This is a genomic window from Pseudomonas moorei (assembly GCF_008801475.1).
In the GTDB taxonomy this organism is placed as follows: domain Bacteria; phylum Pseudomonadota; class Gammaproteobacteria; order Pseudomonadales; family Pseudomonadaceae; genus Aquipseudomonas; species Aquipseudomonas moorei.
The window spans coordinates 380,418-404,177 of the sequence record NZ_VZPP01000006.1 but is presented as its reverse complement, the minus strand read 5'-3'; the positions used below and the strand labels follow the sequence as shown (position 1 = coordinate 404,177).

The 23,760-nt window shown below is 57.3% G+C and carries 19 protein-coding genes; 3 read left to right on the top strand and 16 right to left on the bottom strand.

Annotated elements, in window-relative coordinates:
* Nucleotides 1-42: 42 nt before the first annotated feature.
* Genes F7R06_RS14295 through F7R06_RS14270 form a run of 6 tightly spaced genes read right to left on the bottom strand, consistent with a single transcriptional unit; the run spans nt 43 to nt 7,730 of the window.
* Nucleotides 43-1,494, bottom strand: a complete 1,452-nt coding sequence (locus F7R06_RS14295) for a capsular polysaccharide export protein, LipB/KpsS family (RefSeq protein WP_090318469.1) — start codon at nt 1,492-1,494, stop codon at nt 43-45.
* A gap of 11 nt (nt 1,495-1,505) precedes the next feature.
* Nucleotides 1,506-2,117: a GNAT family N-acetyltransferase gene (locus F7R06_RS14290; RefSeq protein ID WP_090318472.1), complete on the bottom strand. Its 612-nt coding sequence runs from the start codon at nt 2,115-2,117 to the stop codon at nt 1,506-1,508.
* Nucleotides 2,110-3,672: an LTA synthase family protein gene (locus F7R06_RS14285; RefSeq protein WP_245706674.1), complete on the bottom strand. Its 1,563-nt coding sequence runs from the start codon at nt 3,670-3,672 to the stop codon at nt 2,110-2,112. Before F7R06_RS14285 ends, F7R06_RS14290 begins: the two co-directional genes overlap by 8 nt.
* Entirely contained in the window at nt 3,665-4,441 is a 777-nt protein-coding gene (locus F7R06_RS14280) for an SDR family NAD(P)-dependent oxidoreductase (protein WP_090318474.1), read from the bottom strand. Before F7R06_RS14280 ends, F7R06_RS14285 begins: the two co-directional genes overlap by 8 nt.
* A complete protein-coding gene (locus F7R06_RS14275; protein WP_090318476.1) occupies nt 4,438-5,697 on the bottom strand; it encodes a capsule biosynthesis protein in 1,260 nt (419 codons plus the stop codon). The genes F7R06_RS14280 and F7R06_RS14275 overlap by 4 nt, the downstream gene beginning before the upstream one ends.
* The gene (locus F7R06_RS14270) at nt 5,697-7,730 is read right to left on the bottom strand and encodes a capsular polysaccharide biosynthesis protein (protein ID WP_090318478.1); all 2,034 of its coding nucleotides are present in this window, start codon (nt 7,728-7,730) and stop codon (nt 5,697-5,699) included. Before F7R06_RS14270 ends, F7R06_RS14275 begins: the two co-directional genes overlap by 1 nt.
* 481 nt (nt 7,731-8,211) lie before the next feature.
* Here F7R06_RS14270 and F7R06_RS14265 point away from each other — a divergent pair, with 481 nt between their 5' ends.
* The gene (locus F7R06_RS14265) at nt 8,212-9,147 is read left to right on the top strand and encodes a KpsF/GutQ family sugar-phosphate isomerase (protein WP_090318480.1); all 936 of its coding nucleotides are present in this window, start codon (nt 8,212-8,214) and stop codon (nt 9,145-9,147) included.
* Between the two features lie 223 nt (nt 9,148-9,370).
* Here the strand turns inward: F7R06_RS14265 and F7R06_RS14260 are convergent, their stop codons facing one another.
* The 9 genes from F7R06_RS14260 to acnA form a co-directional block, all read right to left on the bottom strand.
* The gene (locus F7R06_RS14260; protein ID WP_090318483.1) at nt 9,371-10,300 is read right to left on the bottom strand and encodes a glycosyltransferase family 2 protein; all 930 of its coding nucleotides are present in this window, start codon (nt 10,298-10,300) and stop codon (nt 9,371-9,373) included.
* On the bottom strand, nt 10,301-11,821 hold the full coding sequence (locus tag F7R06_RS14255) for a glycosyltransferase family 29 protein (protein ID WP_090318485.1): 1,521 nt from the start codon (nt 11,819-11,821) through the stop codon (nt 10,301-10,303). It abuts the gene before it with no gap.
* Entirely contained in the window at nt 11,822-12,466 is a 645-nt protein-coding gene (locus tag F7R06_RS14250; protein ID WP_139204761.1) for an acyltransferase, read from the bottom strand.
* Between the two features lie 89 nt (nt 12,467-12,555).
* The gene (locus tag F7R06_RS14245; RefSeq protein ID WP_090318488.1) at nt 12,556-13,629 is read right to left on the bottom strand and encodes a polysaccharide biosynthesis/export family protein; all 1,074 of its coding nucleotides are present in this window, start codon (nt 13,627-13,629) and stop codon (nt 12,556-12,558) included.
* A gap of 40 nt (nt 13,630-13,669) precedes the next feature.
* Entirely contained in the window at nt 13,670-14,776 is a 1,107-nt protein-coding gene (locus F7R06_RS14240) for a KpsE/RkpR family capsule polysaccharide export protein (RefSeq protein ID WP_090318491.1), read from the bottom strand.
* Between the two features lie 48 nt (nt 14,777-14,824).
* Nucleotides 14,825-15,478: an ABC transporter ATP-binding protein gene (locus F7R06_RS14235; protein ID WP_090318495.1), complete on the bottom strand. Its 654-nt coding sequence runs from the start codon at nt 15,476-15,478 to the stop codon at nt 14,825-14,827.
* A 13-nt stretch (nt 15,479-15,491) separates the two neighbouring features.
* Nucleotides 15,492-16,286, bottom strand: coding sequence for an ABC transporter permease (locus F7R06_RS14230; RefSeq protein WP_090318498.1), 795 nt, complete (start codon nt 16,284-16,286; stop codon nt 15,492-15,494).
* 238 nt (nt 16,287-16,524) lie between these two features.
* Entirely contained in the window at nt 16,525-17,316 is a 792-nt protein-coding gene (locus tag F7R06_RS14225) for a CPBP family intramembrane glutamic endopeptidase (RefSeq protein WP_090318501.1), read from the bottom strand.
* 488 nt (nt 17,317-17,804) lie between these two features.
* A complete protein-coding gene (acnA, locus tag F7R06_RS14220) occupies nt 17,805-20,546 on the bottom strand; it encodes an aconitate hydratase AcnA (protein WP_090318504.1) in 2,742 nt (913 codons plus the stop codon).
* A 222-nt stretch (nt 20,547-20,768) separates the two neighbouring features.
* Between acnA and rlmM the strand changes: the two genes are divergently transcribed.
* The gene (gene rlmM / locus F7R06_RS14215; protein WP_090318507.1) at nt 20,769-21,842 is read left to right on the top strand and encodes a 23S rRNA (cytidine(2498)-2'-O)-methyltransferase RlmM; all 1,074 of its coding nucleotides are present in this window, start codon (nt 20,769-20,771) and stop codon (nt 21,840-21,842) included.
* A gap of 115 nt (nt 21,843-21,957) precedes the next feature.
* Nucleotides 21,958-22,209 (top strand): sulfurtransferase TusA, encoded by a 252-nt coding sequence (tusA, locus tag F7R06_RS14210; protein WP_090327233.1) that lies wholly within the window; start codon nt 21,958-21,960, stop codon nt 22,207-22,209.
* A 136-nt stretch (nt 22,210-22,345) separates the two neighbouring features.
* On the opposite strand, the gene F7R06_RS14205 is transcribed toward tusA, so the two are convergent.
* Nucleotides 22,346-23,755 carry an MATE family efflux transporter gene (locus tag F7R06_RS14205; protein ID WP_090318510.1) on the bottom strand — a complete coding sequence of 470 codons (1,410 nt, stop codon included), beginning with the start codon at nt 23,753-23,755 and terminating at the stop codon, nt 22,346-22,348.
* Nucleotides 23,756-23,760 lie beyond the last annotated feature (5 nt).

Below are 23,760 nucleotides of genomic sequence, written 5' to 3'. Positions count from 1 at the left end.
CAATGAAAAGGCCTTCGCCGGCAAGTCGGCTTCTGCAGAGGGTCAGAGCGCGAGCATGCCTTTGAGGTAGCGGCGGATTTGTCGATAGCGTGGGCACTGTTCGAGCAGGTCTGGGGTGTTTTGCGTGTGGTGTTCCTGTGCCTGCTGGTGGCTGCAGGGCTTACCCCGGACTTGTACCAGTAGTTGCTCTTCGCCGTCGTTACGCTTGAGAGCCAAGCTGGCGGTGGCTTTGCCAGGGCTAATGCGCCACAGCGGTACGTTCTGCGCCGCAGCATGCGCCGACAAGTCATGGGGTTCGTCGGCACTCCAAACCAGTACCTTGCCGTTCTCCCGCGCCACGCAGCTCATCAGGTCGGCCCGGTATCGGGTGAACTTCACACGGCCCCAACGGCTGTCGAGCAAGCTGCGGATGGTCGATCGCTGGCGCCGGGGCGCGCCGAGTACGGTCAATGGGCCGGCGAACTGGCTGTCCTTTTGTTTTTGCCGGGCCAGTTGCCGGGCCACGGTCATCACATCGCAGCGCTGGTCGGTCAGTGGGTCCACATAGCGGCAGTAACGAATGTAGGCGGCGGCCACCAATTGCTCCAGCGTTGGCCTGGCCTGGCGGCGCGGGATTGGCAAGCGATCATCGGTCAGGCCCCAACCGGCATAGAAGGGCAACCCGAAACACGTCACCGGTGTCCCCTGAATCAAGGCTTCCAGCCCGGCCTGGCTGGTGCCGACATATACCCGTCGGGCCCGGCACGCCAGGGAGGCCCAGGACACGTGGCGGTTCTCCAGGGGCACTCCTCGCGCCTGGGCGGCATCGAGCAGGCAGCTTTTCTTGTGGCCGTTGATGCAGTCGGGGTGAATCCGCACCCGCACATCGGCATCGGGGTTTTCCGCCAGCGCCGCATCGAGCATGCGGATGAAGTCTGCTTCGCACAGGCCGCCGCCCGGAATGGAGAAGTCGCCGTAAGTCTGGTCCACCACCAGAACCAGTGGCTTGCCGCGCCCCAGGGGGTCGTCCTCGCTCAAGTCCGGGGCGTTGTTGTATTTGCCGATGCCACTGCTGCGCATCAACGCAATCAATGCCTTGGCGGTTGCCAGTTCCGCGGCGGTCAAGGTGTGCGGGGTTTGCAGCATGTTTTCCAGCAGTGACGGGCGATCAGCCAGGTAGTGAATGCCGATGGGATCGACCACCATCGACATCGGCGTATCGCCCTCGACCCCCAGTGAAGAAGAACGCAGAAAGCCGTCCTCCAGCGCCACGTAGGGAATGCCCCAGCGTTTGCATAACACGCGGGCGTGGTCGGAGGAGCTTTTGTAGCCGATCCCGGAAATGGCCTTCAAACCCGCGGGGCGTTTCTGGCCGCGCCGCCACAGCCAGTGGGGCGGTCCTTCAGGGTCGAGGAACTCACTCAGATGAAAGACTTTCCACATCACCCACTGCGACATGATGCCCACCCAGCCGGGGCCTTCCACCAGTGACTCAAGGGGGACTGATCGACTCATCTCTTCGCAGCTCATTGGAGGGATTTCAGCGTGCGGCGCATATTGATGACCGAGGGAAAGGGCAGGAAGCGGCCAAGCCAGTTCAGCGGTGTGGTTCGCACCCGGATGAATCCCAGATGCTCGTAAAGCCGCCGGGCCCGCTGATTCTTCACCTGGACCTCCAGCTCAACCCGGTCATAACCGGCCCGACCGGCCTGATCGAAGGTTGCGCTCAACAGCGCGCTGGCGATGCCTTGGTGACGCGCGTGCTTGATCACGTGCAACCCATAGAGATAAAAACCGTAGTACCACTCCCGACCCTCAGTCAGCGCAAACAACAGATAGCGCGCTGCGCCGCGCAAGCGGCCGAATTCCCTTAGAAAAGGCCCGGCGCCGGGCGAGAAAGGCCCACGCCAGTGGTGCTTGAAGGCGGCGTAGCCCAGGGGCGTGCAGTCACGGTAGGCGATCAGAATCCGGTCCCAGTTGATTGACGCGGCCAGCAGCCGATAGCGACAGGCCTCATCGCCGAGAAAGAAGGCCAGCGAACTGCGTCCCGAAGTGATCATCCGCGCGATCGATTCATCAGGTTCCGGCAAGCTGGAGCCGAGGGCGATCCGCAAGGGCGCTGGGGCGATGTCAGTCATGGGTTGCCGTCTGTGCCCGGCTGGCTTTCTTGACCGGTGTGTGGCTGTTGCTCATCTGCTCAACGAAGGTCTTGGCCAACTGTTCAACGCCGAGGGGCCGCGGCAGGCTGGAAGAAGGCGTCTGATTGGACCAGATGAAGTAATCGGTATCGCCATCCGGTGCGCCGAGGGCGGCATACACATCCGGGAGGATCGGCACGTGATCGCCAAAGAAACACAGCCCGGTCGAAGTCGGACTGACCAGCAGGTACTCGCGCAACTTGCCGAGCATCCGATCGGCATTGCTCAGGTGACGCAGGTAAGGCGCCAGGTCGCGCATGCCGTCGAGCAGCGGTCGATCGAACCAGTTGGGCAACTCTGCCGCGTCGACCTGCTCCAGGTGCAGCGGCCCGTGGTTCTCCATCGTCACTGCATGGATGTAGAGCGGCTGGGTGCGAGCGCTGTCGTCGAGTAGTTCGATGATCTTGTCTGCCACCGCACAATCGCCAATGAAGGGGCCGGCTTTTTGCTCCTCGTTGAAGCTGCGCACGTCGATGAACTCATCGAAGCCCAGCGCCGGCAGCACGCGATCACGACCGTAGAAACTGCCCGCATAAGGGTGAATGCACACAGTGCGATAACCGCGGCGTTTCATTTCGGCGGCGATGCTGGGCAAACCCAGGCGGGCCAGATGGCGATAAGGATTGAAGCGATGCACGCCGAGCCGGTCGCCGGCAATCCCGGTCAGGAAGGCGAACTCGGTGCGCACGGTGTTTGCGCCCCAGGCCGCGACTTGCAGGCGACCATGGGCCCTGGCTTCGCCGCGCAACACATCGTACTGGCTCAGCACCTGCTCGCGGATGCCGGGCCACAAGGTGCGAATGTCGAAAAACGATTCGCTCTGCACCGAGACCAGGTCAGGCAAGGCCGTATCGCAAGGAGGGCGAATCGCTTGCGCATCGGTCGCAAAAGGCGAGTGCAGGGCGTCGATGGACACCTTGCGCCGGGCGGCACAAAAGTAGGTCCATAAACTGGCGGCCAATCCCCAGCGACGCAAATCCAGACTGGCGTCGTAGCTGGGTCGCAGCGGCTTCAGCGCGCCGATGAGCAGCAACAGCGAGGCACTGGCCAGCGCCACGGCAGCGGTAGATAGCGCATCGCTGGCGGTGGCCTCGAAATACAACCCGCAGGCCAGATAGGCGATAAACGCCAGCGCCAACACAATCGTCTTGCCGATGCCGAAGAAGGGCAGGTACAGGCGCGGAAAGCGCACGGCGTCGCTGAAGTACTCGAAATCCGCACACACAAAGGGCTCGCGCAACGAGTGGTACTTCGAGTTGCTCACCAGCACGATCAGCAGCCACAACGCCAGCACATTCACCGCACTGAAATACGGGCGCCCGGTCATGCCATATAGCAGGGCCAGCGCGAACAGCCATGCACCGGCATGCAGCAGCCAGCTACGCAGTGGCCGACGCAAGGTGGGCCTGGGGATCAGCAGCGCTTCGATGCCGCAGGAAAGCAAAAAGCCGCCGAGGATCACGCAGGCAAAAGAACTGTTCAGAAAGTCAGGCACCGTAGTCCAGCCATCGCAAAATTACAGAGGACATCCGCGGGGGAATCACGCCAAGGGCCCAGCATCCGAGGTTCAAGGGAAAGGGAAAACTGATTCGCGCCTGATTGGCGGCCAGGCCGCGACGAATCCGTTGTGCGGCTTTGTCCGGGTTCCACAGCAGCGGTTTCGGCCCCGGCATTTCAAAGCACATTTTCGATTCGACATACCCGGGCATGATCACATTGATTCGCACGCCGTCAGCTGCGACCAGGTCGCGCATGGACTCGCCGTACGCCTTGATCGCGGCCTTGCTGGCGCTGTAGCTGGGTGTGGCCGGCAACCCGCGCCAGCCGGCGAGGGAACTGAACAGTGCGATCTGCCCGTGCTTGCGTGAGCGCATCGCCGGCAATGCCGCCTGCACGGTGGCAATGGCGGCCATGACGTTGACCTCGATCACTGCCTGGGACAATTGCCACGCTTCATCCTCGGCATTCGGCCCGGTCGCGGTATTGAGCCCGGCGCCGACGATGATCAGGTCCGGTTGCTCGGTTTCGCTGATCCGGCTGATCCAGTCGCGCACCGCTTGCAGGTCCTGCACGTCGAGCGCGTGGAGGATGACCCGTGCGCCGGCGGCGCGGCATTGTTCGGCCATTTCTTCCAGACGCTCGGTGCGTCGGCCCTGCAGGATCAGGGTCACGCCCGGTGCCGCATAAGCGGGCGCCAATGCACCGCCGATACCACCTGTGGCGCCGGTGATCAGGATGCAGCGTGGTTTTTTGTGCAGCGTCATAAGTAGCGTTCAATCCTTGAGGTCTTGGCCAGCAGCACTTCCAGCGAGTTGTTCACGGCCATGTCGATACCGCAGCGGGTATAAAAGCCGCCATTGACCTGGGTGGTGTGAATCACCGTGCTGCGAAAGCGCTGAAACAACGTGGTGTCAGGCGGTTCCGGCGTGTGCCAGAAGTCGTCGAGGCTGCCTTGGTGGGTCAGCCCCTTGAGGTTGTAGATCGGATCGCTCAGGGCAATGGTCGGCACGTTGTGCATCAGCGACGAACCGCCGACGGTGCTGTTGACCGTGATCACGCCCGCGACGTGGGACAGCAGCGTCGGCATGTGGCCGCTTTCGAGGAAGTCCACGCGGTCGGCGATGCCGAGTTTGTGGGCGATTCGCCGGGTGATTCGGTGATAGTTGACGATACCCGGGGTCAGGGGATGGTTCTTCACCACCAGGCGCGTGTCACTGCCGGCATGGCGGGCGAACGAACCCATGACATGCTTCAACACATCCTTCATGTGTTTGAACGGCGAGTGATCGCGGATCTGCGCATCGCTGTCCAGTTGCAGTGGCAACAGGAAGGTGCGATGGCGATTGCGCGCCACTTCACTGATGACTTCGGAGTCGCGGCCCTTGGCGTTGACCAGGCGAATGCCCTGGCGAATGTAGCCGGCATACTCCACAGCCGCGTTGAACGGCGCGTGGGTTTTGTAGTGGGGGAACACCACTTTGTTCAGCGCGCCACCGACGTGGTACATCACATCGTGGAAGGCCCGGGAAGCAAAGGACAGGCGGAACGAATCGCCATTGTGATAACGCGGGATGTACTTGCCGACTTCCCGGTACCACTCCGGATCACGGGGCAGCAACGAGTGGTTGTTCACGCCATTGCGCTCAAGGGTGATCCAGTAGGGGCGGAAGTAACCCTCTTCGAACACGTGCACGCGAATGCCCAGCGACCTGGCCAGTTCCACCGCCGGCTGGTGCACCGGCCGGCAGTCACCGAACAGCACCACGTCGGTAATGTGGTCCGCGCGGAAGCACTGGCTGTAGAAGTCCATCAACTGCTCGGGCCGCGAGGAATAAAACACCCGCGCGCCACTGCCATAGAGCGTGTCGCCCATGTTGAAGTTGACCGACTTCACCAACTGCCCTTCGGCCCGAAGTGCGCGCACCAGGCGTGCGAAAAACGGCGAACTGACGCCCTGCAGAAACAGGAACGAATTGCGCGGTTTCACCAACACAGGACGTTGGGAGCGATCGACCGGCACTAGGAGTTTCTTGGGCGTGGCTTCAAAGCGCTGAGGACCAGGTGTTGAATCATCTCTCGCCATGTCGTAGGCCTTCCTTGGGTAGGTACTTCATCCCAGTTTTGAATCTCGATTAACGTGCGTTCGGGGGTGGTGAATTTTCGGGTGATGCGGCTGACATAGGTCGGGTAGCGGATCAGCGTCGCCGCCACCAACTCGTCCAGGCTCAGGCGCCGGGTGCGGCGCGCCTGGACTTCAGGGCTCATGCCCAGATCCCGGGTCAGCCCCCAGCCGGCATAGAACGGCTGGCCGTAGGTGGTCACCGGCACGCCGCGCAACAAGGCTTCGAAGCCTGATTGCGAGGTCAGTACGTGCACCTCATCTACTTCGGATAACAGTTGGTGGAAGGGCACATCGCCCACCACCTGATTGCACCAGTCACTGGTGCGCTCTTCGCCGTCACCGGCCTCGCGAGTGCCGGCCAATACTTCCGGGTGCGGCTTGTACAACAGCCACGCCAACGGGTGGCGCTCGCGCACCGCCTTGAGCAAATCAAGATTGCGCCGGATCCGGTGCGCGCCGTAGCGAATCGAAGCATCGGACTCGACCTGACCCGGGACCAGAATTACTTTCGCGACACCGGCGGGGCGTTTCCACGTGGTGCCAGGCAAGTTGTATTTGGTCACGCCGGCGGCACAGATCGCTTCGCGCAAGGCCGCGGCCCGTTGCAGCAAACCTGAAGTCCAGGGTTCGTTCTGCAAGAGGTGTTCCAGGCGCGAAGGACGGGTGGCGTCGTAGTAAATCCCCAGGTCGTCGAACACCCACGACAGTGGACGGGTTTTCTTTGCGCCCAGGCCGACGGAGCGCAGGAAGCCGTCTTCGACGCGGCCGAGGTGGTTGGTGTATTTCTGCTGAGCCAGTAACGAGTCGTGCTGGCAGCCCCAGGTCACCACCGCCGCAGGCGTTTTCGAACGTCTGTAAGAAGGGGAAAATCGGGGGGCTGAACCATTAAAGAAATCCAGTACCAACGGCTGCTTCCACTTGCTGAAACCGACCATTTGCAAATCATGGGGCAAGCGACTGCGCATTCTTCGTTGAAGGCCCAGCCATGCCAGCACGGTTTCCGGCTCGCACGGCGCGCCCGTTTCCGGGTCGACGTAGCGCGGGTACTCCACCAGCGCGGCATGCAGCAACTGTTCAAGACTCACCGGTTGGCGCCGCGCAGGGGCGGGCAGGGCATCGAGGGTCAAACCCCAACCGGCATAGAACGGCATGCCAAAGGTGTGCACGGGCACGTCCCACAACAGTGCATCGAAGCCCAGTTGCGAGGTCATCACGTAGACAGCCTGGACGTTTGGCATCAGCTCGGCCGGGTGGCGGTTATCGCTGATCAAATGGATGCGGGGATGCTTGCGCAGCTTCGCCAGGTCGAAGTGACCGTGCTTGCGCCCGGCCACCACATCCGGATGCACCTTGACCGCGACGGTACTGTGCGGATGCTCCGTCAGCGCGGCCTCGAGCGTGCGCTCGAAATCGGCGGCGGTGGCGCCTTGCAGTGAAGCATCGCCACAGGTCTGATCGGCCACCAGCACACAGGGCTGCGGCAGCTCGCAGGCGTCGATGCGGGCGCCGTTGTATTTGGACACGCGCTCCTCGCACCAGCGGGCCTGCAAGGCACGGGCACGCAGGCTCTGCGCTTGCGTCAGCGGGACGGGAATCAATTGTTCCAAACGAGAAGGCACGGTGGCGTCGTAATAGATGCCCACTGGATCGACAATCAGCGACAGCGGCGGCTCTTCGGTCCCCAGCCCCACAGAACGCAGAAAACCGTCTTCGACGGTGAGCAGCGGCAAACCGGCTTCTTCAGCCACGGCCTGCGCGCGTAAAGCGCTGGGCTTGCGCCCCCACGCGAGCACATCATCGGCCTGGGCAATGTCACGCACCGTCCCACAGAGCAGCCGATACTCGGGCAACAAAGAGGGGAGCGTAGAGATCTGTTGCGCGCCTTTGGACAGAATCAGCAAAGAGCGACGCGGTGAAGCGGCATTGTCCATAAAAAACAGCAGATATCCGTAACGAGCGCAGTCTTGAGTCAGCCACGAATCAGTCGTGTCTGGAAAACGCTAAATCAAAATTTGGCGCGAATGATAATACAAACGGACAGCTTCCATTCAGGAAATGGAGGGGTTTTTTTACGGATTTTTCACAAGTCCCGTGATTTTTCAAACATGACGGGTGCAGGGAATTGAACTGTCCGATAAACGGTCAAAACACGCCGCCTGGCGCGCTTGACGACATCAAAAATCGGGTGGGGCACATTCCCTTGTGGGAGCTGGCTTGCCAGCGAAGAGGCCCTCCCAGCGACCCCCAACCTTCTTTTCCTTGATTCGATGTTCCTGGGTTCCAACGTTTATAAGCACCCACATCTCAAGCGATTCAGGAAAATTCCTACAAACGGAGGTATATCCGCGTTTCCTCCCTGACTTTGAGCCGTTACCATACGCGCCTTCAAAATCAAGGAACGATAGCGCCCTCATGAATCACCTTCCAATTGCCAAAGAAGCACTCTGCGCCCAGGCGCAAGCCATCGGTCAACTCGCAGAGCGCCTGGATGGCGAGTTTCAACGTGCCGTTGAACTGATTCTCGGTTGCAAAGGTCGTGCAGCGGTATGCGGCATGGGCAAATCCGGTTTGATCGGCCAGAAAATGGTCGCCACCTTCGCCTCTACCGGCACTCCAAGTCTGTTCCTGCATCCGGCCGAAGCCTTCCACGGCGACCTCGGCATGCTCAAGCCAATTGATGTACTGATCCTGATTTCCTATAGCGGTGAAACAGAAGAAGTCATCAAGCTGATCCCGAGTCTGAAGTCCTTCGGCAACAAGATCATCGCCATGACCGGCAACGGCCAATCCACCCTGGCCAAACACGCCGACATCTGGCTCGACATTTCCGTCGAGCGCGAGGTGTGCCCGAACAACCTGGCACCCACCACCTCGACACTGGCCACCATGGCCATGGGCGACGCCCTCGCTGTCGCCCTGATCAGCGCCCTCGACTTCAAACCGATGGACTTCGCCCGCTACCACCCCGGCGGCAGCCTCGGCCGCAAACTGCTGACCCGTGTCAGCGACGTGATGCACACCAACCTCCCCAAGGTTACCCGCGAAACCTCATTCCACGACTGCCTGCTGGTCATGACCTCCAGCCGTCTGGGACTGGCACTGGTGATGGACAACGACAAACTGGTCGGCATCGTCACCGACGGCGACCTGCGCCGCGCACTGCTGGGCAATCCGGGTGTGGTCAACGAGCGCGTCGCCAGCTTCATGACCGCCAGCCCGCATACCGTGAAAGCGAATGCGCAGTTGAGTGAGGCAGAGGCTTATATGCTGGATCACAAGATTCGTGCGCTGCTGGTGACGGCAGAGGGGAGTGGTGAGGTGGTGGGGGTTGTGGAGATTTTTGACTGAGCAATTACGTTAGAAAGAAGGGGTATATCTGTGCGAGCGGCTTGATTTTTGGCTTACCTAATCAAGTCTTAGCGCTTAAGGGGGGAGCAGTTCATGATAAACACTAACGCGGTTCCATTACCGCGTTAGTGTTTTTCATTATCTGCGCACCAGCTATCGAGATTTCTGCACGGGTGGAGGGCTTAAAATAGCAGATTAGCGCCCGCTACTTGGTAGAGTGCACCTATTCCATTACATCTTTCCAATAGCTTGTGCTGTCATTTTTTATAATTTCTTTGGTCAAGTTTAAATGTGTTGATTGCAACATTAGCTCGCGCAGGTGTCGAATAATATTTTGCGGGTTTTTTGAATCTGAAATTACTTTGGATATAAGTATTCGGGCTTCTTTAAAGATTCTTCGTGAAAACTTTAAAAGTAATTCTTCGTCTGAAGGACGGTTTTCCGATGTTAAATTCAAGATTTCAGCTTTAAGTTCGCTTACCCTAACGAAGTCTTCTATTGTTTTTTCGGTGGTTTCCCTATTGGTTAGACTCTGCGGGTGTCTGATCCATCTGTATAAGTGTTCGCAGATAATTTCGATATGAGGAAGGTCTTTATAGGCTTTTAATAAAAATATATGGTCTTCGCCATTGTGAATATTTTCGGGGAAAAAGGCATGTCGATCTTCGATTGCTTTTCGTTTATAGGCCTTCCCCCAGGAAAGTCTCGGAACGTCGCCATAGACAAGTGCCAAAAATCTATCGCTGGAGGAAATGAAGCTCTCAAGGTTTGTTCCAGAGACTATAGTGCCGTTTGAGTCTATAGATTGGTACATGCACTCAATAATGTCAGCTCCAGTTGATCGAGCTTTTTCGTAGAATTTTGAAGTGTAGTCTTTAGTGATCCTGTCATCGGCATCTATGAAGAGAATATAGTCTCCACTTGAACTGTTTATTCCCGTGTTTCTGGCGGCACCCGGCCCTATACCGTCCGACTCCCATACATGGTAAGAGAACGAGAAGTCATTCTTTAGGTATGCTAAAGATTCATCTGAGCTTTGATCTGATACGAAATGGGCTGTAAAATTTTTATTTGTTTGGTTTTCCAGATCAGCACAGATGTTTGGGAGATGGGTTTCGGCATCTTTAAATGGTATTACTATATCGAATTTCATTTAATTAAATTCCTCTGAGCTTTCTTTGAGGAGTATTTCTTCAAGATGGATTTTTTCGCTTGACCAGTTGTGTATAGTATTAAGTCCTACTTTTCTACCGCTCGCATAAGATGTAGCTACCCCGTGAGCTTGGTCAGTCAAGGAGAATCCGAATAAACTTTTTTGACGGATTGTCCCGTTTATTGAGTAGAGCCAAGTCAGAAACTTTAGTCCGCTGCTTGGGGATGCATATATTTTTTGTGTGAGTTGTAGATCAACTTTTCTGGGGATTAAGCAGATGTTGTCTGTGAATTGTATAAGGTCGTTTATTTTATAATATAGATCTCTAGTGGAGAATAAATTCCCGTCAGAGATTATGACGAAATCAAGATCGTATTTCCTGTTTCGTTGGGTTTCATAGTATCTAGGATTGGTGATTAATATATTTGTTTTTTTTCCATAATCAAGGCAGTGCGGATGATCAATGATGGCGCTATTGAATCGCACGACTTTTCTATGGTTGTCTATGATTTCACCTTTTCTCCTCGATACTTCAACTGGCGAGTTTCCAACAATTGCAAGGCTCTGGGAGTTTTCCAGGATATATTTTTCAAATTCCCATTCGTTTCTACTAAGCGATAGGTAGAGGTCGTGATCTTGCTTGATTGCAAGTTCTGAGCATTGGCCGCTGGAGTAAAGTAAGTGTGATAGTCCAAGGTATCGGTATTTTGTCCATGCTTCAGGATCATTACTTTTTGCTATTGTTGCTACTTCAATTGCTCGCTTAAAGTCTCCGCTCTCAGTAAAAAATGCGGCAAGCAGCATTATGAAGTCAACTGGATACGAGTCCTTTTTCACAAGTATTGAAAGCTTATTTGCTATCGGTTCTAGCTTCTGATCTGTCCCCAGAACTCTATATAATTTTTTGAATAAAAAGGTAATGTCTTTTGGTGGAGGGGTGGATTGTGATGTAAGTAGGGATATCGCTTTTTCAACGATATCTGGTTCGTAAATACCAGCGCTCAGAGCATATTTTATCTGCGATTGCTCATTGCGTTCTGGGCGGTCCTCGTAGTACTTGAAGAGTAAGTTGAAATCGCCAACGGATTTCATATGGTCGATGTTTATTTTGTGTAATATGTCGAGGAAAATGGAATCGGTTTTATTTTTTTCACCTTCAAAAGCTTCTTTCGCTGTTGCTAGAAAAAAACCTTTTACAAGAGTGTTGTTTTCAATAGGTGAGCTGAGTTCGGCGATATATACTTTGCCTGAGATTTCAATAATGATATCACTATAGGCAAAGCGGTAATCTCCAACCTGAAGATTTGCATGGTTTTTTAGGATGTTGATTGTGTGGCTATTAAGTTTTTCGCTATTGGTAAAATTTGAGTTCAAGTACAGTTTGTACTTTGGCTTTTGTTGAGGTTTTTTGATTGTGGTGGCCGGTTGTGATTTAGCGGCATCAATTTTTCGTTGGCGGTCAATAAAAAATTTTCGAGGATGTAGAATTAGTTTTTTGGTTTTTCTGATAAATGGCCCCACTTAAATGTCCTCCAAGCAATTAATTCCGTCTAGATGGGAGGTGTTTAGCGACGCCCTGTCCCAAATTATATCTTCTTTTATCACTCGTGCGGGGCTGCCCGCAGCAATACAATTTTTAGGTATTTCGCAATTAACTATAGATCCTATGCCAATAGCGGAGCCGCTATTGATTATGCTGCCTTTAAGAATGGTGACATTATTTGCTAGCCATACTCTATCTTTTATTATTACGTCTTTTGAATAATTCAAGCGTTTGCCGGTGGAGGCAGAAAAAATAGGATGGTAGTCATGGTTGTATATATTTACGTTGATCCCTAGCATGCAGTCATTTCCTATGTGAATACTCTTCCCTTCAGATAAATGAATTTTCAACCCTCCAGTTGATGTTAGTCCCTCGCCTATCTGGAGTCTGCAGCCTTTTCCTATTTTTATTGTCCCAGTTAGCTTTGACTTATTGCCGACAATAATTGTATTGTTTCCGCCATAGTCGGTGATCGACAAGTTATCGACTTTAGAAGTTGAAGAGAATTCGAAGTTTGTGCCTCGGCCCTTTATTTCTATAGAGACGGATTTCCAACTTGCGGGTTTTCCGCTGACTTTGCCGCCAGAGTGTTCAACTAACTTTACAAAGTCTTCAAATGTCATTGTGATCCGTCTCTAGTGCTTTTATGGTATTAAAGTGTCGCTGTTGCTGTGGCTTTTTGGGGATGGCTTTTTTATGGGTTAATTCAGTACTAGTTGCTGATGATGCCAGTGCCTCGCCCCAAAATGAGAGTTTGTACTATTGGAGTAATGATTTTTTGCCATTCATACACGGCTGCGTTTGTGACATATATAGTGTCATCCGGCTTTAGTATTACTTGTCGGGCAAAGAAGATCGCTGCTGGGTCACGCATATCAATGCGCATAACGGTTGGTTTGGCTGTTTCACCTTCACTCATGCGGAAGACGAATACCCCTTGTGGATTTGCGTTGGACTCTTTCAGACCACCTACTGAGCCAAGGGCATCAAGTAGACTGGCGTTCTGCGAAGGTAGGTCGTGCAAGCCTGGCTCGCCAACAGCGCCCATCGCTACAAAGCGTTGGCGGGAACGATCCAGAACCACTTCTGAATTTGGCTTCAACACGAAATTGTTGCCGGCCAGAATATCTTCGTAGTTGAAAGAATTGGCTTGAGAACCATTGCGCACGGTGACATTGACTAAGTGCGGTTCCATCACCGGGCCACCTGCCTGGTTAACAGCATCGAGCAAGGTCAGCGGGCCTTGCAGGGTGGAGAAACGGCCGGGAGCTTTCACGGCGCCCGCTACCAGTACCGAGCCCGACAGATCGCCAACCAGATCAACATGCGCCTGTACGTCGGTGGTCACGCCCTTGAGCTTCTGCCGAATCATGTCTTCGACCTGAATCAGGGTCATGCCGGCAACGAACTGATGGCCAACATATGGCAGGGAGATCATGCCTTTGTCGTCGATACGCACTTTGAGCTGGGTGCCACCCGTCGAAAGCGGGGCGAACAGACTGCTACCTTCGGGGGCATTGTCAGTGATCAATACGTTAATCACATCGCCCCCCATTAGGCGCACACTTTGGGCCAGAGGACTGGTGATCTTTGCTTTGGCCGGTTTTGCGGCTGGGCGCATGTACGGTGCGATGGTATTGGCGTTGATGTCTACCAGGTCATAGGCAGTGCTTTGGCTCTTGCTTTCGATATCACCCTTGTATGGACCTGCACCGGACAAGGTGCCGCCGCACCCTGCCAGCGTCAAAGTCACCAGCATCAAACCCGCAACAGCGCTGTTTCGCATGCTCAAGTTCAGGGGGCGAAGGGGCAGGCTGGAAATGGATTTAATCACGATGATCCTCGATCGATGCAATAAGGAAGCGGGCAATACCGTAGAGCAGCAGCAGGGCCAGGAAGATGGTCGCCAGGTTGTAGAGGCGCTCCGGGTACAGGGCCATCTGCGGCGTGTTCGGGCTGACCACGGTGACCAGGGTGCGAATCTTCTTGCTGGCTTCGATGCGCGCGTTGTCCAGTGCGGCAACGGCGGTCTTGTAGGTTTCTTCGGCGATACCGGCGTCGAGGGTCAGTTGCTGGAAGCGCGAGGCCACGACGTTGAGCTGGTCGCCATCCGGGGCGGATACCAGCAGGCGTTTTTCGGCATTCAGTTGTTCACGAATGGCGTTCACGCGTTGCTGCTGTTGTTTGACCTGAGGGGAGTCCGGGTGAAGCTTGTAGAGCATCTGGGTGAGCACGGCGCGTTCTTTGGAGTGCTCGCCTTCGAGGGTGTCGATGATGCTGGCGCGGCCCTGGGCCGAGCTCTTGCCGTCCAGTACCTTGTTACGGTTCTGGAAGCTCAGCAGTTCTTCCTTGCGTTTGGTGTAGTGCTTCTTCGCGCCTTCCAGTTCGACCTGGGCGAAACGCATCTGCTCGCGGGCGATGCCGTGTGAGACTTCGTTCACGAAGCGCTCGCTGGCTTCCAGAATGGTCTTGACCATCTGCTCTGCCAGTTCCGGGCTGAAGGCTTGTACTTCAACGCGCAGCAGGCCGGTGGTTTCGTCATAGTGGGCGGAGACCATGCGCTGGTAGTACTTGAGCAGGTCTTCGCGCTCGGTGTCCTTGTCCAGCCAGAAGAACGGGTCATTGCGTTGCTTGCTGTACTGCTCGACCCAGTGCAGGCGGTCTTCCAGCAGTTGCATCATGTCCATCGACACGATGTATTCGCGCAGGTACAGGGTTTCTTCCCGGGAGGCGGGGTTGGTGCCGTTCAGCAGCATGCTCAGCCCTGGTAGCTGTGCGCCAGGGTTGTTGCCGTCCTGACGCACCACCACTTGCGCGGAGCTGACAAAACGATCCACGGCAAAAAAGCTGTAGTAGACGATGGCCAGTACCATGGGTACGACGATCAGCCCCAGTGTCAGGCGCCAGCCCTTGAATTTACCCGTACTGCTCATATGCACTTGCATCCTTGAAATAAAACGATCTCGCCGCGGTCCGGGCGATCAGGTGTTGTAGGCCTTGATGCCTTCATCGACATCGTCATAGATCTGCACCCCGCCATCGCGTACCAGCAGCACGACGTCACAGAGCTTTTTGATTTCCGGCATGCTGTGGGAAACCAGGACAACCTTGGATTTCTGCAGGCGTTCCTCGAACACCTCAGCGCATTTGCGCTTGAAATGGGCGTCACCCACCGACATCACCTCGTCGATCAGGTAGTAGTCGAAGTCAAAGGCCATGCTCAGGCCGAAGGCCAGGCGCGAACGCATGCCGGAGGAGTAGGTCTTGACCGGCTCGTCGATCCAGCTGCCGATTTCGGCGAAGTCTTCGACGTAAGCGATCTTCTGGCGCATGGCGTCACCCACCGCGCCGTAGACGCGACTGACGAACTTGATGTTTTCGCGTCCTGTCATGGTGCCCTGAAAGCCACCGGACAAGCCCACGGGCCAGGAGATGCTTTTGTCGGTGGCAACGGTGCCGGAGTCAGGCACGTCGGCACCGCCCAGCAGGCGCATCAAGGTCGATTTGCCAGAGCCGTTGCGGCCGATCAGGCCGATGTTCTTGCCGGCGGGGATTTTCAGCGACAGGTCGCGGAACACGTGGCGACGCCCCTTGGGGGTCAAGTACGACTTGGTGATATTTCTGAGCTCGAACACGGGAAGCCTGTGGTTAGCCGTTCTTGGTGGAGATCAAATGCAGTCGACGAACCCGATAGGTACCCAGGGAGACGAACAGCAAGACCAGGGTGAAGGCGATTACGTAATGCAGTGAAACGCCATCGACCGGTACGTAGTGCGGAAAAATCTGGGCGCGGATCAGTTCCAGCAGGTGCAGGAACGGATTGAGCAGTAGCAGCGGCAGCATGGCTTGAGGCAGATAGGTGGCGGGAATAAGAACGCCCGAGATGAAATACAAAGGTAAGAACATCATGCGTAGGAACAGCGTGCTGCTGGGTATGGCGTGGGCAATCAGCGACAACAGCATGCCCAGGCCAAAGGAGAACAATACTCCGAGCAGGATGATCAGCATCCACTCGATGGGCGCCTTGATGGCCATGTCGAAGCCGAACCAGGCGAAGCCGAACACCAGAATGGCGTATGCGCTTGCAGAGATGCAGAACTCCACGAGCACCCGGGCCACATAGGTGTCGAGGGGCTTGATCTGTTTATAGGCAAATAGCGCGCGGTTTTCCTTGGGGCTATTCATCAGTCGCATGGAGATGTTGCGAAACAGCAGGAAGGGCGCGAGGCCCACCAATACAAAGACCGGGAAGTCGATGCCGGCCACAGTGCGACCGCGAATCAGGGAAAACAGCAGACTGAGAATCAGCAGGTGGCAAATCGGCTCGATCAGCGTCCAGCTCGCACCCATGCGCCGATCACCAAAACGCGAACGCGCTTCACGCAGCACCAGGGCGAAAATGACGGATTTTTTGATTTGCAGGGGGGAGCGAGGCTTGAGCATTTTTTACCGCACAGCACAACAGCGCGATAAACGCGCTGCTTGAATTCATTTTCAGAGGACTATCAGTCGGTGTATGACAGATTGCTTCCATTCGTGGGGCGCGAGGTTAAACGTTGCGGCGGACAGGAGTCAAGCCGCTTAGTTCCCTATCGATAATCGGGTGATTTCGCCAAAACTCAGGGTGAATTGAGGGGGGATTCGGCCTGTCCGGCACCCTGTAGGTCTGGCTATAAGTGGCTCAGCCCGCCAGCATCGGGTAGGTAAACAGACCGAAATGCAGCAGATTCAAGCCGAAGTGAGTAGCAATGGCTGCGGCTAATCCGCCGTATCGATAGGCCAGCCCATAACCAATGCCCGCCAGGCTCGCCAATACGACCCATTCCCAGCCAGCACCGGAATGGGCCAGCCCGAACAGGAGTGAGGCGATCAGCAGGGCAAGGTGTTCACCGTAGGGCCGATGCTTGAAACATCGGCTCAGACCGCCTTGTATGTAGCCGCGAAACAAAGCCTCTTCTACGACGGTGACGAGCAAGAGGTTGTTGTTTATCCACAGCCAGGCCTGATCCGGCCATTTGGGTGACCATTCGATGATCCCCAGCAGCCAGGCGGCTCCTAACGTTACAGATGCTGTGACGCACAAGGCAGCAGCGGATGCTTTCAGCGTCGGAAGAAATGGCTGGCGGGCGACGGTCCACGGGCACACCAGTAACAGCCAGAAGCCAATCAGCGGTTTGTCCAGGTTGAGGTTCATCGAAAACGGGACAGCGTTTTCGGTAAAGCGCGTCTGGTCGATCATCTTGGCGTTGTAGAACCCGGGCCACCCATGCACGGCCAATGCGAATGCCAACAGGACGAACAGGGCGTGGCCGAGATAACGCACCTGGCGGTAGTCGGCTTGCCGGGCGGCAAAGCCGGCGAGGATCAGCAGGATGATTGCCAGGCCCGCCAGGACTGTCAGTTGTCCGTAGGTGAGTGCCAGGACATAGCCGGCGCAAAGCAGTGTCAGGTACGGCCAGGGCAGTACGAGCATGGGCAGGATCCTGGATTTGAATGAAGCTTGCCTTTAAGTGGGGCATTTAGGCAGATATGACCACCTGTCGGCAATTGTGGTGCTCGGTTTCAGTGCGTAGAACGGATCCTGTGACTATGTTTAAACGTGCCTGACATTAACGTGAAGGGCGCTCTGCCGGATTTTCCTGAACCAGGGGATGCGCATGATGACTTGGCCTGTCGTTGCTTTGACATTGTTGTTACTGGCGCCGCTGATGGTTGTTTCAACTTCACTCAGTGGCTGGGTCGAGCATTTCAGGATTGAAGGGGATAGCGAGTACTAGTTTCGGTGGTTTGAGGATTCAGCAAGCACAGGTACCGCAGTACCTGCAGGAGCCGGCTTGCTGGCGATGATCTCAAATACGTCGCGTTTAATCAGGTTACACGCGTTATCGTTGACGACCTTCGCCGGCAAGCCGGCTCCTACAGGGGGCCTCGTACGCTCAAAGGCAATTTTTGCTTTCCGCCTCAGGAAGCAATCAACTGCCGCAACACGTAATGCAAGATCCCTCCCGACTTGAAGTACTCCACTTCATTCAGCGTATCGATCCGGCACAACACTTCGATTTTCTCGCCGCTGCCGTCTTCTCGGGTGATGACCAGGTTCAGGTTCATCCGTGGCGTCAGTTCGACGCCGGTCAGGCCCTGGATGTCCAGGGTTTCCTTGCCGGTCAGGTTCAGGGTTTTGCGATTCTGGTCGAGTTTGAACTGCAGCGGCAGCACGCCCATCCCCACCAGGTTGGAGCGGTGGATGCGCTCGAAGCTTTCGGCGATGACCGCTTTCACTCCCAGCAGATTGGTGCCCTTGGCCGCCCAGTCCCGGCTTGACCCGGTGCCGTATTCTTGCCCGGCGATCACCACCAGCGGCGTCCCCGAGGCTTGGTAGCGCATGGCCGCGTCGTAGATCGCCAGTTTCTCGCCGGTCGGAATATAGAGGGTGTTGCCACCTTCTTCGCCGCCGAGCATTTCGTTGCGAATGCGGATGTTGGCGAAGGTGCCGCGCATCATCACTTCATGGTTGCCGCGCCGCGAACCGTAGGAGTTGAAGTCCCGCGGTTCCACGCCTTTCTCGCGCAGATAACGGCCCGCCGGGCTGTCGGCCTTGATGTTACCGGCCGGTGAAATGTGGTCGGTGGTCACCGAGTCGCCCAGCAGCGCGAGGACGCGGGCGCCGGTAATGTCCTTGACCACGGGGGGTGGCCCGCCGATGTCATCGAAGAACGGTGGATGCTGGATGTAGGTCGAATCCGCCTGCCAGACGTAAGTGGCGGCCTGCGGCACTTCGATGGCTTGCCACTGCTCGTCGCCGGCAAACACTTCGGCGTACTCCTTGTGAAACATCGCGGTGTTGACCTGTTCCACGGCTTCGGCGATTTCCTTGCTGCTCGGCCAGATGTCACGCAGGTACACCAGATTGCCGTTCTGGTCTTTACCCAGCGGCTCGGTGCTGAGGTCGATGCGTACCGTGCCCGCCAATGCATAGGCGACCACCAGCGGCGGGGAGGCCAGCCAGTTGGTTTTCACCAGTGGATGCACCCGGCCCTCGAAGTTGCGGTTGCCCGAGAGCACCGAGGCCACGGTCAGGTCGGCCTGCTGGATGGCTTTTTCGATCGGTTCCGACAGCGGCCCGGAGTTGCCGATGCAGGTGGTGCAGCCATAACCGACCAGGGCGAAACCCAGTTGATCGAGGTACTTCGTGAGCCCGGCCGCCTTGTAGTAGTCGGTGACCACTTTCGAGCCGGGGGCCAGCGAACTTTTCACCCAGGGTTTGCGTTGCAGGCCTTTTTCCACGGCTTTTTTCGCCACCAGTCCGGCGGCCATCATTACGCTCGGGTTCGAGGTGTTGGTGCAGGAGGTGATCGCGGCAATCACCACCGCGCCGTTTTTCAGTCGATGGGTCTGGCCCTCATATTCATAGTCCGCTTCGCCGGCCATGTCCGCATTGCCCACCGCCACGCCGCCACCGCCCTCGCTTTCCAGGCGGCCTTCTTCCTTGCTGGTGGGTTTGAGCTGCACGCCGAGGAAATCGCTGAAGGCTTGCGCGACGTTAGGCAGCGAGACGCGGTCTTGCGGGCGTTTCGGCCCGGCGAGGCTGGCTTCGACGCTGCCCATGTCCAGCGCCAGGCTATCGGTGAACACCGGCTCTTTGCCCGGCAGACGCCAGAGGCCCTGGGCCTTGCTGTAGGCCTCGACCAGTTTCACCGTCGAGAGGGGGCGGCCGGACAGGCGCAGATACTCCAGCGTGACGTCATCCACCGGGAAGAAGCCGCAGGTGGCACCGTATTCCGGGGCCATGTTGGCGATGGTCGCGCGATCGGCCAACGGCAAGTCGTCCAGCCCGTCACCGTAGAATTCGACGAACTTGCCGACCACGCCTTTCTTGCGCAGCATCTGGGTGACCGTCAGCACCAGGTCGGTGGCGGTGATGCCTTCCTTGAGTTTGCCGCTGAGCTTGAAGCCGATGACTTCGGGGATCAGCATCGACACCGGTTGGCCGAGCATCGCCGCTTCTGCTTCGATCCCGCCAACGCCCCAGCCGAGCACACCGAGACCGTTGATCATGGTGGTGTGGGAATCGGTGCCCACCAGTGTGTCCGGGAAGGCATAAGTACGCCCGTCCTCGTCCTTGGTCCAGACCGTGCGACCGAGGTATTCGAGGTTCACCTGGTGGCAGATCCCGGTACCGGGCGGCACCACGCTGAAGTTGTCGAAGGCACTCTGGCCCCAGCGCAGGAAGGCATAACGTTCGCCGTTGCGCTGCATTTCAATGTCGACGTTCTGTTCGAAGGCGCTGCTGCTGGCGAATTTGTCGACCATCACTGAGTGGTCGATCACCAGGTCCACCGGCGACAGCGGGTTGATTCGTTGCGGGTCACCGCCGGCCTTGGCCATCGCCGCGCGCATGGCCGCCAGATCGACCACGGCGGGCACGCCGGTGAAGTCTTGCATCAGTACCCGCGCCGGGCGGTACTGGATTTCGCGGTCGGAGCGGCGCTCCTTGAGCCAGGCGGCAATCGCCTTGAGGTCAGCGCCGGTGACGGTTTTTTCGTCTTCCCAGCGCAGCAGGTTTTCCAGCAACACTTTCAACGACATCGGCAGCTTATCCAGATCGCCCAGGCTCCTGGCGGCATCCGGCAGGCTGAAATAGTGGTAGGTCTTGTCGTCGACTTGCAGGGTTTTAAGGGTGTTCAAACTGTTGAGGGAGGGCATTGCAATCACTCCTTTGAGTCCGCATGGCTACGGACGGAGGGGACGGGCAGAGCATTAAACCTAGCCCTGTTTTGAGTAGCTGGCTAATAACTGGACTCTATGGACAGACCCCAGGTTCCGATCTCAGTTATCATGCGCCGGTTTTCGTGACAGGCTTTGCTTCAACGCAGGTCTGGGCATCGCGCAGTGGTTGAATGTCTCGCCATCTGCCCAGGAGTAAGAATGAACACCCTCTTTATGCATTGCCGGCCGGGCTTCGAAGGCGAAGTCTGTTCCGAGATTTCCGACCTCGCCGCGCGGTTGAACGTAGCCGGTTATGCCAAGGCCAAGACCGCCAGCGCCTGCGCCGAATTTGTCTGCACCGAAGAAGACGGCGCCGAACGGTTGATGCGCGGTCAGCGTTTCGATCAATTGATCTTCCCGCGCCAGTGGGCTCGGGGGATCTTCATCGATTTGCCGGAAACCGATCGCATCAGCGTGATCCTCGCCCATATGGCCGACTTTCCGCTGTGCGGTAGCCTGTGGCTGGAGATGGTCGACACCAACGACGGCAAGGAACTGTCGAATTTCTGCAAGAAATTCGAAGTCCACTTGCGCAAGGCGCTGATGGCGGCCGGCAAACTGGTGGAAGACGCCCACAAGCCGCGTCTGTTGCTGACCTTCAAAAGCGGCCGCGAAGTGTTCATGGGGCTGGCAGAGGCGAACAACTCGGCGATGTGGCCGATGGGCATTCCACGTTTGAAATTCCCCCGCGAGGCGCCAAGCCGTTCGACGCTGAAGCTGGAAGAGGCGTGGCACCATTTCATCCCGCGCGATCAGTGGGACGAGCGCCTGCACGGCGACATGACCGGCGTCGATCTGGGCGCCGCGCCCGGTGGCTGGACCTGGCAACTGGTCAATCGCGGCATGCTGGTGACCGCCATCGACAACGGCCCGATGGCCGAAAGCCTGATGGACACCGGATTGGTGCAACATCTGATGGCCGACGGTTTCACATTCAAGCCCAAGCAACCGGTGGACTGGATGGTGTGCGACATCGTCGAGAAACCTGCACGCAACGCCGCGATGCTCGAAGAATGGATTGGCGAGGGGCATTGCCGCGAAGCGGTGGTCAACCTCAAGTTGCCGATGAAACAGCGTTACGCCGAAGTGAAACGTCTGCTGGAACGGATTGCCGATGGCTTCAAGGCGCGGGGCATCAAGGTCGAGATTGGCTGCAAACAGCTGTATCACGACCGTGAAGAAGTGACCTGCCATTTGCGTCGACTGGATGTGAAGAAACCCAAGGCCCGCTGATCAGATAAAACTTGTGGGAGCGGGCAAGCCCGCTCCCACAGGGTGAGGCGTAATGCCACAGATGACCGAACACCCGGCAATGCGCGACAATGCCGGCACGTTTCAGGAGCAAATCATGAGTGAAATGATCAATACGCCGGTTGACGGCACCCTGGATGCCACCGGCCTCAATTGCCCGGAGCCGGTCATGATGCTGCACCAGCACATCCGTGACCTGGCGCCTGGCGGTCTGCTGAAGGTGATCGCCACCGATCCGTCGACCCGGCGCGACATCCCCAAGTTCTGCGTATTTCTCGATCATGAACTGGTCGGTCAGCAGGAAGAGGCGGGCACCTACCTCTACTGGATCCGCAAGAAGTCCGAATAACCGACGCTCACCCCTGTAGGAGCGAGCTGGCTCGCGATGGACGTTAACGATGACGCGCGTTTGCTGGATAAGCGCGGTGCCCTGGGGTCCATCGTCGAAACGCCGCCCGGAGCCAGCCCGCTCCTAAGCCGTAGGGTCAACCCATCGAATGACTGATACGAATCCGCTTGCGCGCACTGCGTGTCAGGCGGATTGACAGCATCAGCGCCGCGCAGCTCAGGCCCACGATCAAACCCTGCCACAGCCCGCTCGGGCCACTCGGTGCGCCGAACCAATCGGTCAGGCCCAAGGCGTAACCCACCGGCAAGCCAATGCCCCAGTAAGCGAACAGCGTCAGGATCATCGTCACCCGTGTGTCCTGATAGCCGCGCAACGCGCCGGCTGCCGTTACCTGGATCGCATCGGAAAACTGGAACAGTGCCGAGTAGACAATCAGCATCGCCGCCACTTTGATCACCGTCGGGTCAGCGGTGTAGATCGTCGCGATGTGCTCGCGCAGTAACAGCATCATGCTCGCCGACAAACAGGCGTAGGCCAGGGCTGTGCCCATGCCGACCCCGGCAGCGAAGCGTGCTTCGCGCGGCTCCTGGCGGCCCAACGCCTGGCCGACCCGCACGGTCACTGCCATGCCGAGGGAGTAGGGGATCATGAACACCAGCGAGCTGAAGTTCAGGGCAATCTGATGCCCGGCGACCACGGTGGCGCCGAGGCTGCCGATCAGCAGGGCGATGACGGCAAAGATGCTCGACTCGGCAAATACCGCGATGCCGATGGGCAGGCCGATGCCCAGCAAGTGCTTGATCACCGACCATTGTGGCCAGTCGAAACGGCCGAACAATTCACTCGATTGGTACGCCGGCGCCCAGCGCTCCCAACCGGCCATGCCCAGCGCCATGACCCACATCACGATCGCCGTGGCCCAGCCGCAGCCGACGCCGCCCATGGCCGGGACACCGAGGTGGCCATAAATGAAGATGTAGTTCAGCGGAATATTCAGCGCCAGCCCGCACAGGCCCAGCACCATCGCCGGCCGGGTACGGCCCAGGCCATCACTGAAGCAGCGCAGCACATGGTAGAAGGCAACAGCGGGTAGGCCACTGGCGATGCCGTGCAGATACTGCATGCACGGGCCAATCAGTTCGGGGTCGACCTTCATGACACGCAAAATCGGTTCGGCACTGAACAGAATGCCGGTCGCCATTAACCCGACCACCAATGCCAGCCACAGCGCCTGACGCACGATCGGACCGATTTCGCTGTGGGTGCCGGCGCCGAAACGTTGAGCGACTTTCGGTGTGGTCGCCAGCAAGGTGCCGGTCATCAGCAGGAACACCGGCACCCAGATCGAATTACCCAATGCCACGGCAGCCAGATCACGTGGCCCAACCCGGCCGGCCATCACCGCATCGACGAACCCCATGGCCGTGGTCGCCAGTTGCGCGATCATGATCGGCAGCGCCAGGGCGAGCAGGTTTTTCAGCTCGAGGCGAACCCGGGCCGGGCGATTGAGGGGCTTGGCGGTGGAGCGGTCAGTCACAGAGTTCAAGGGCA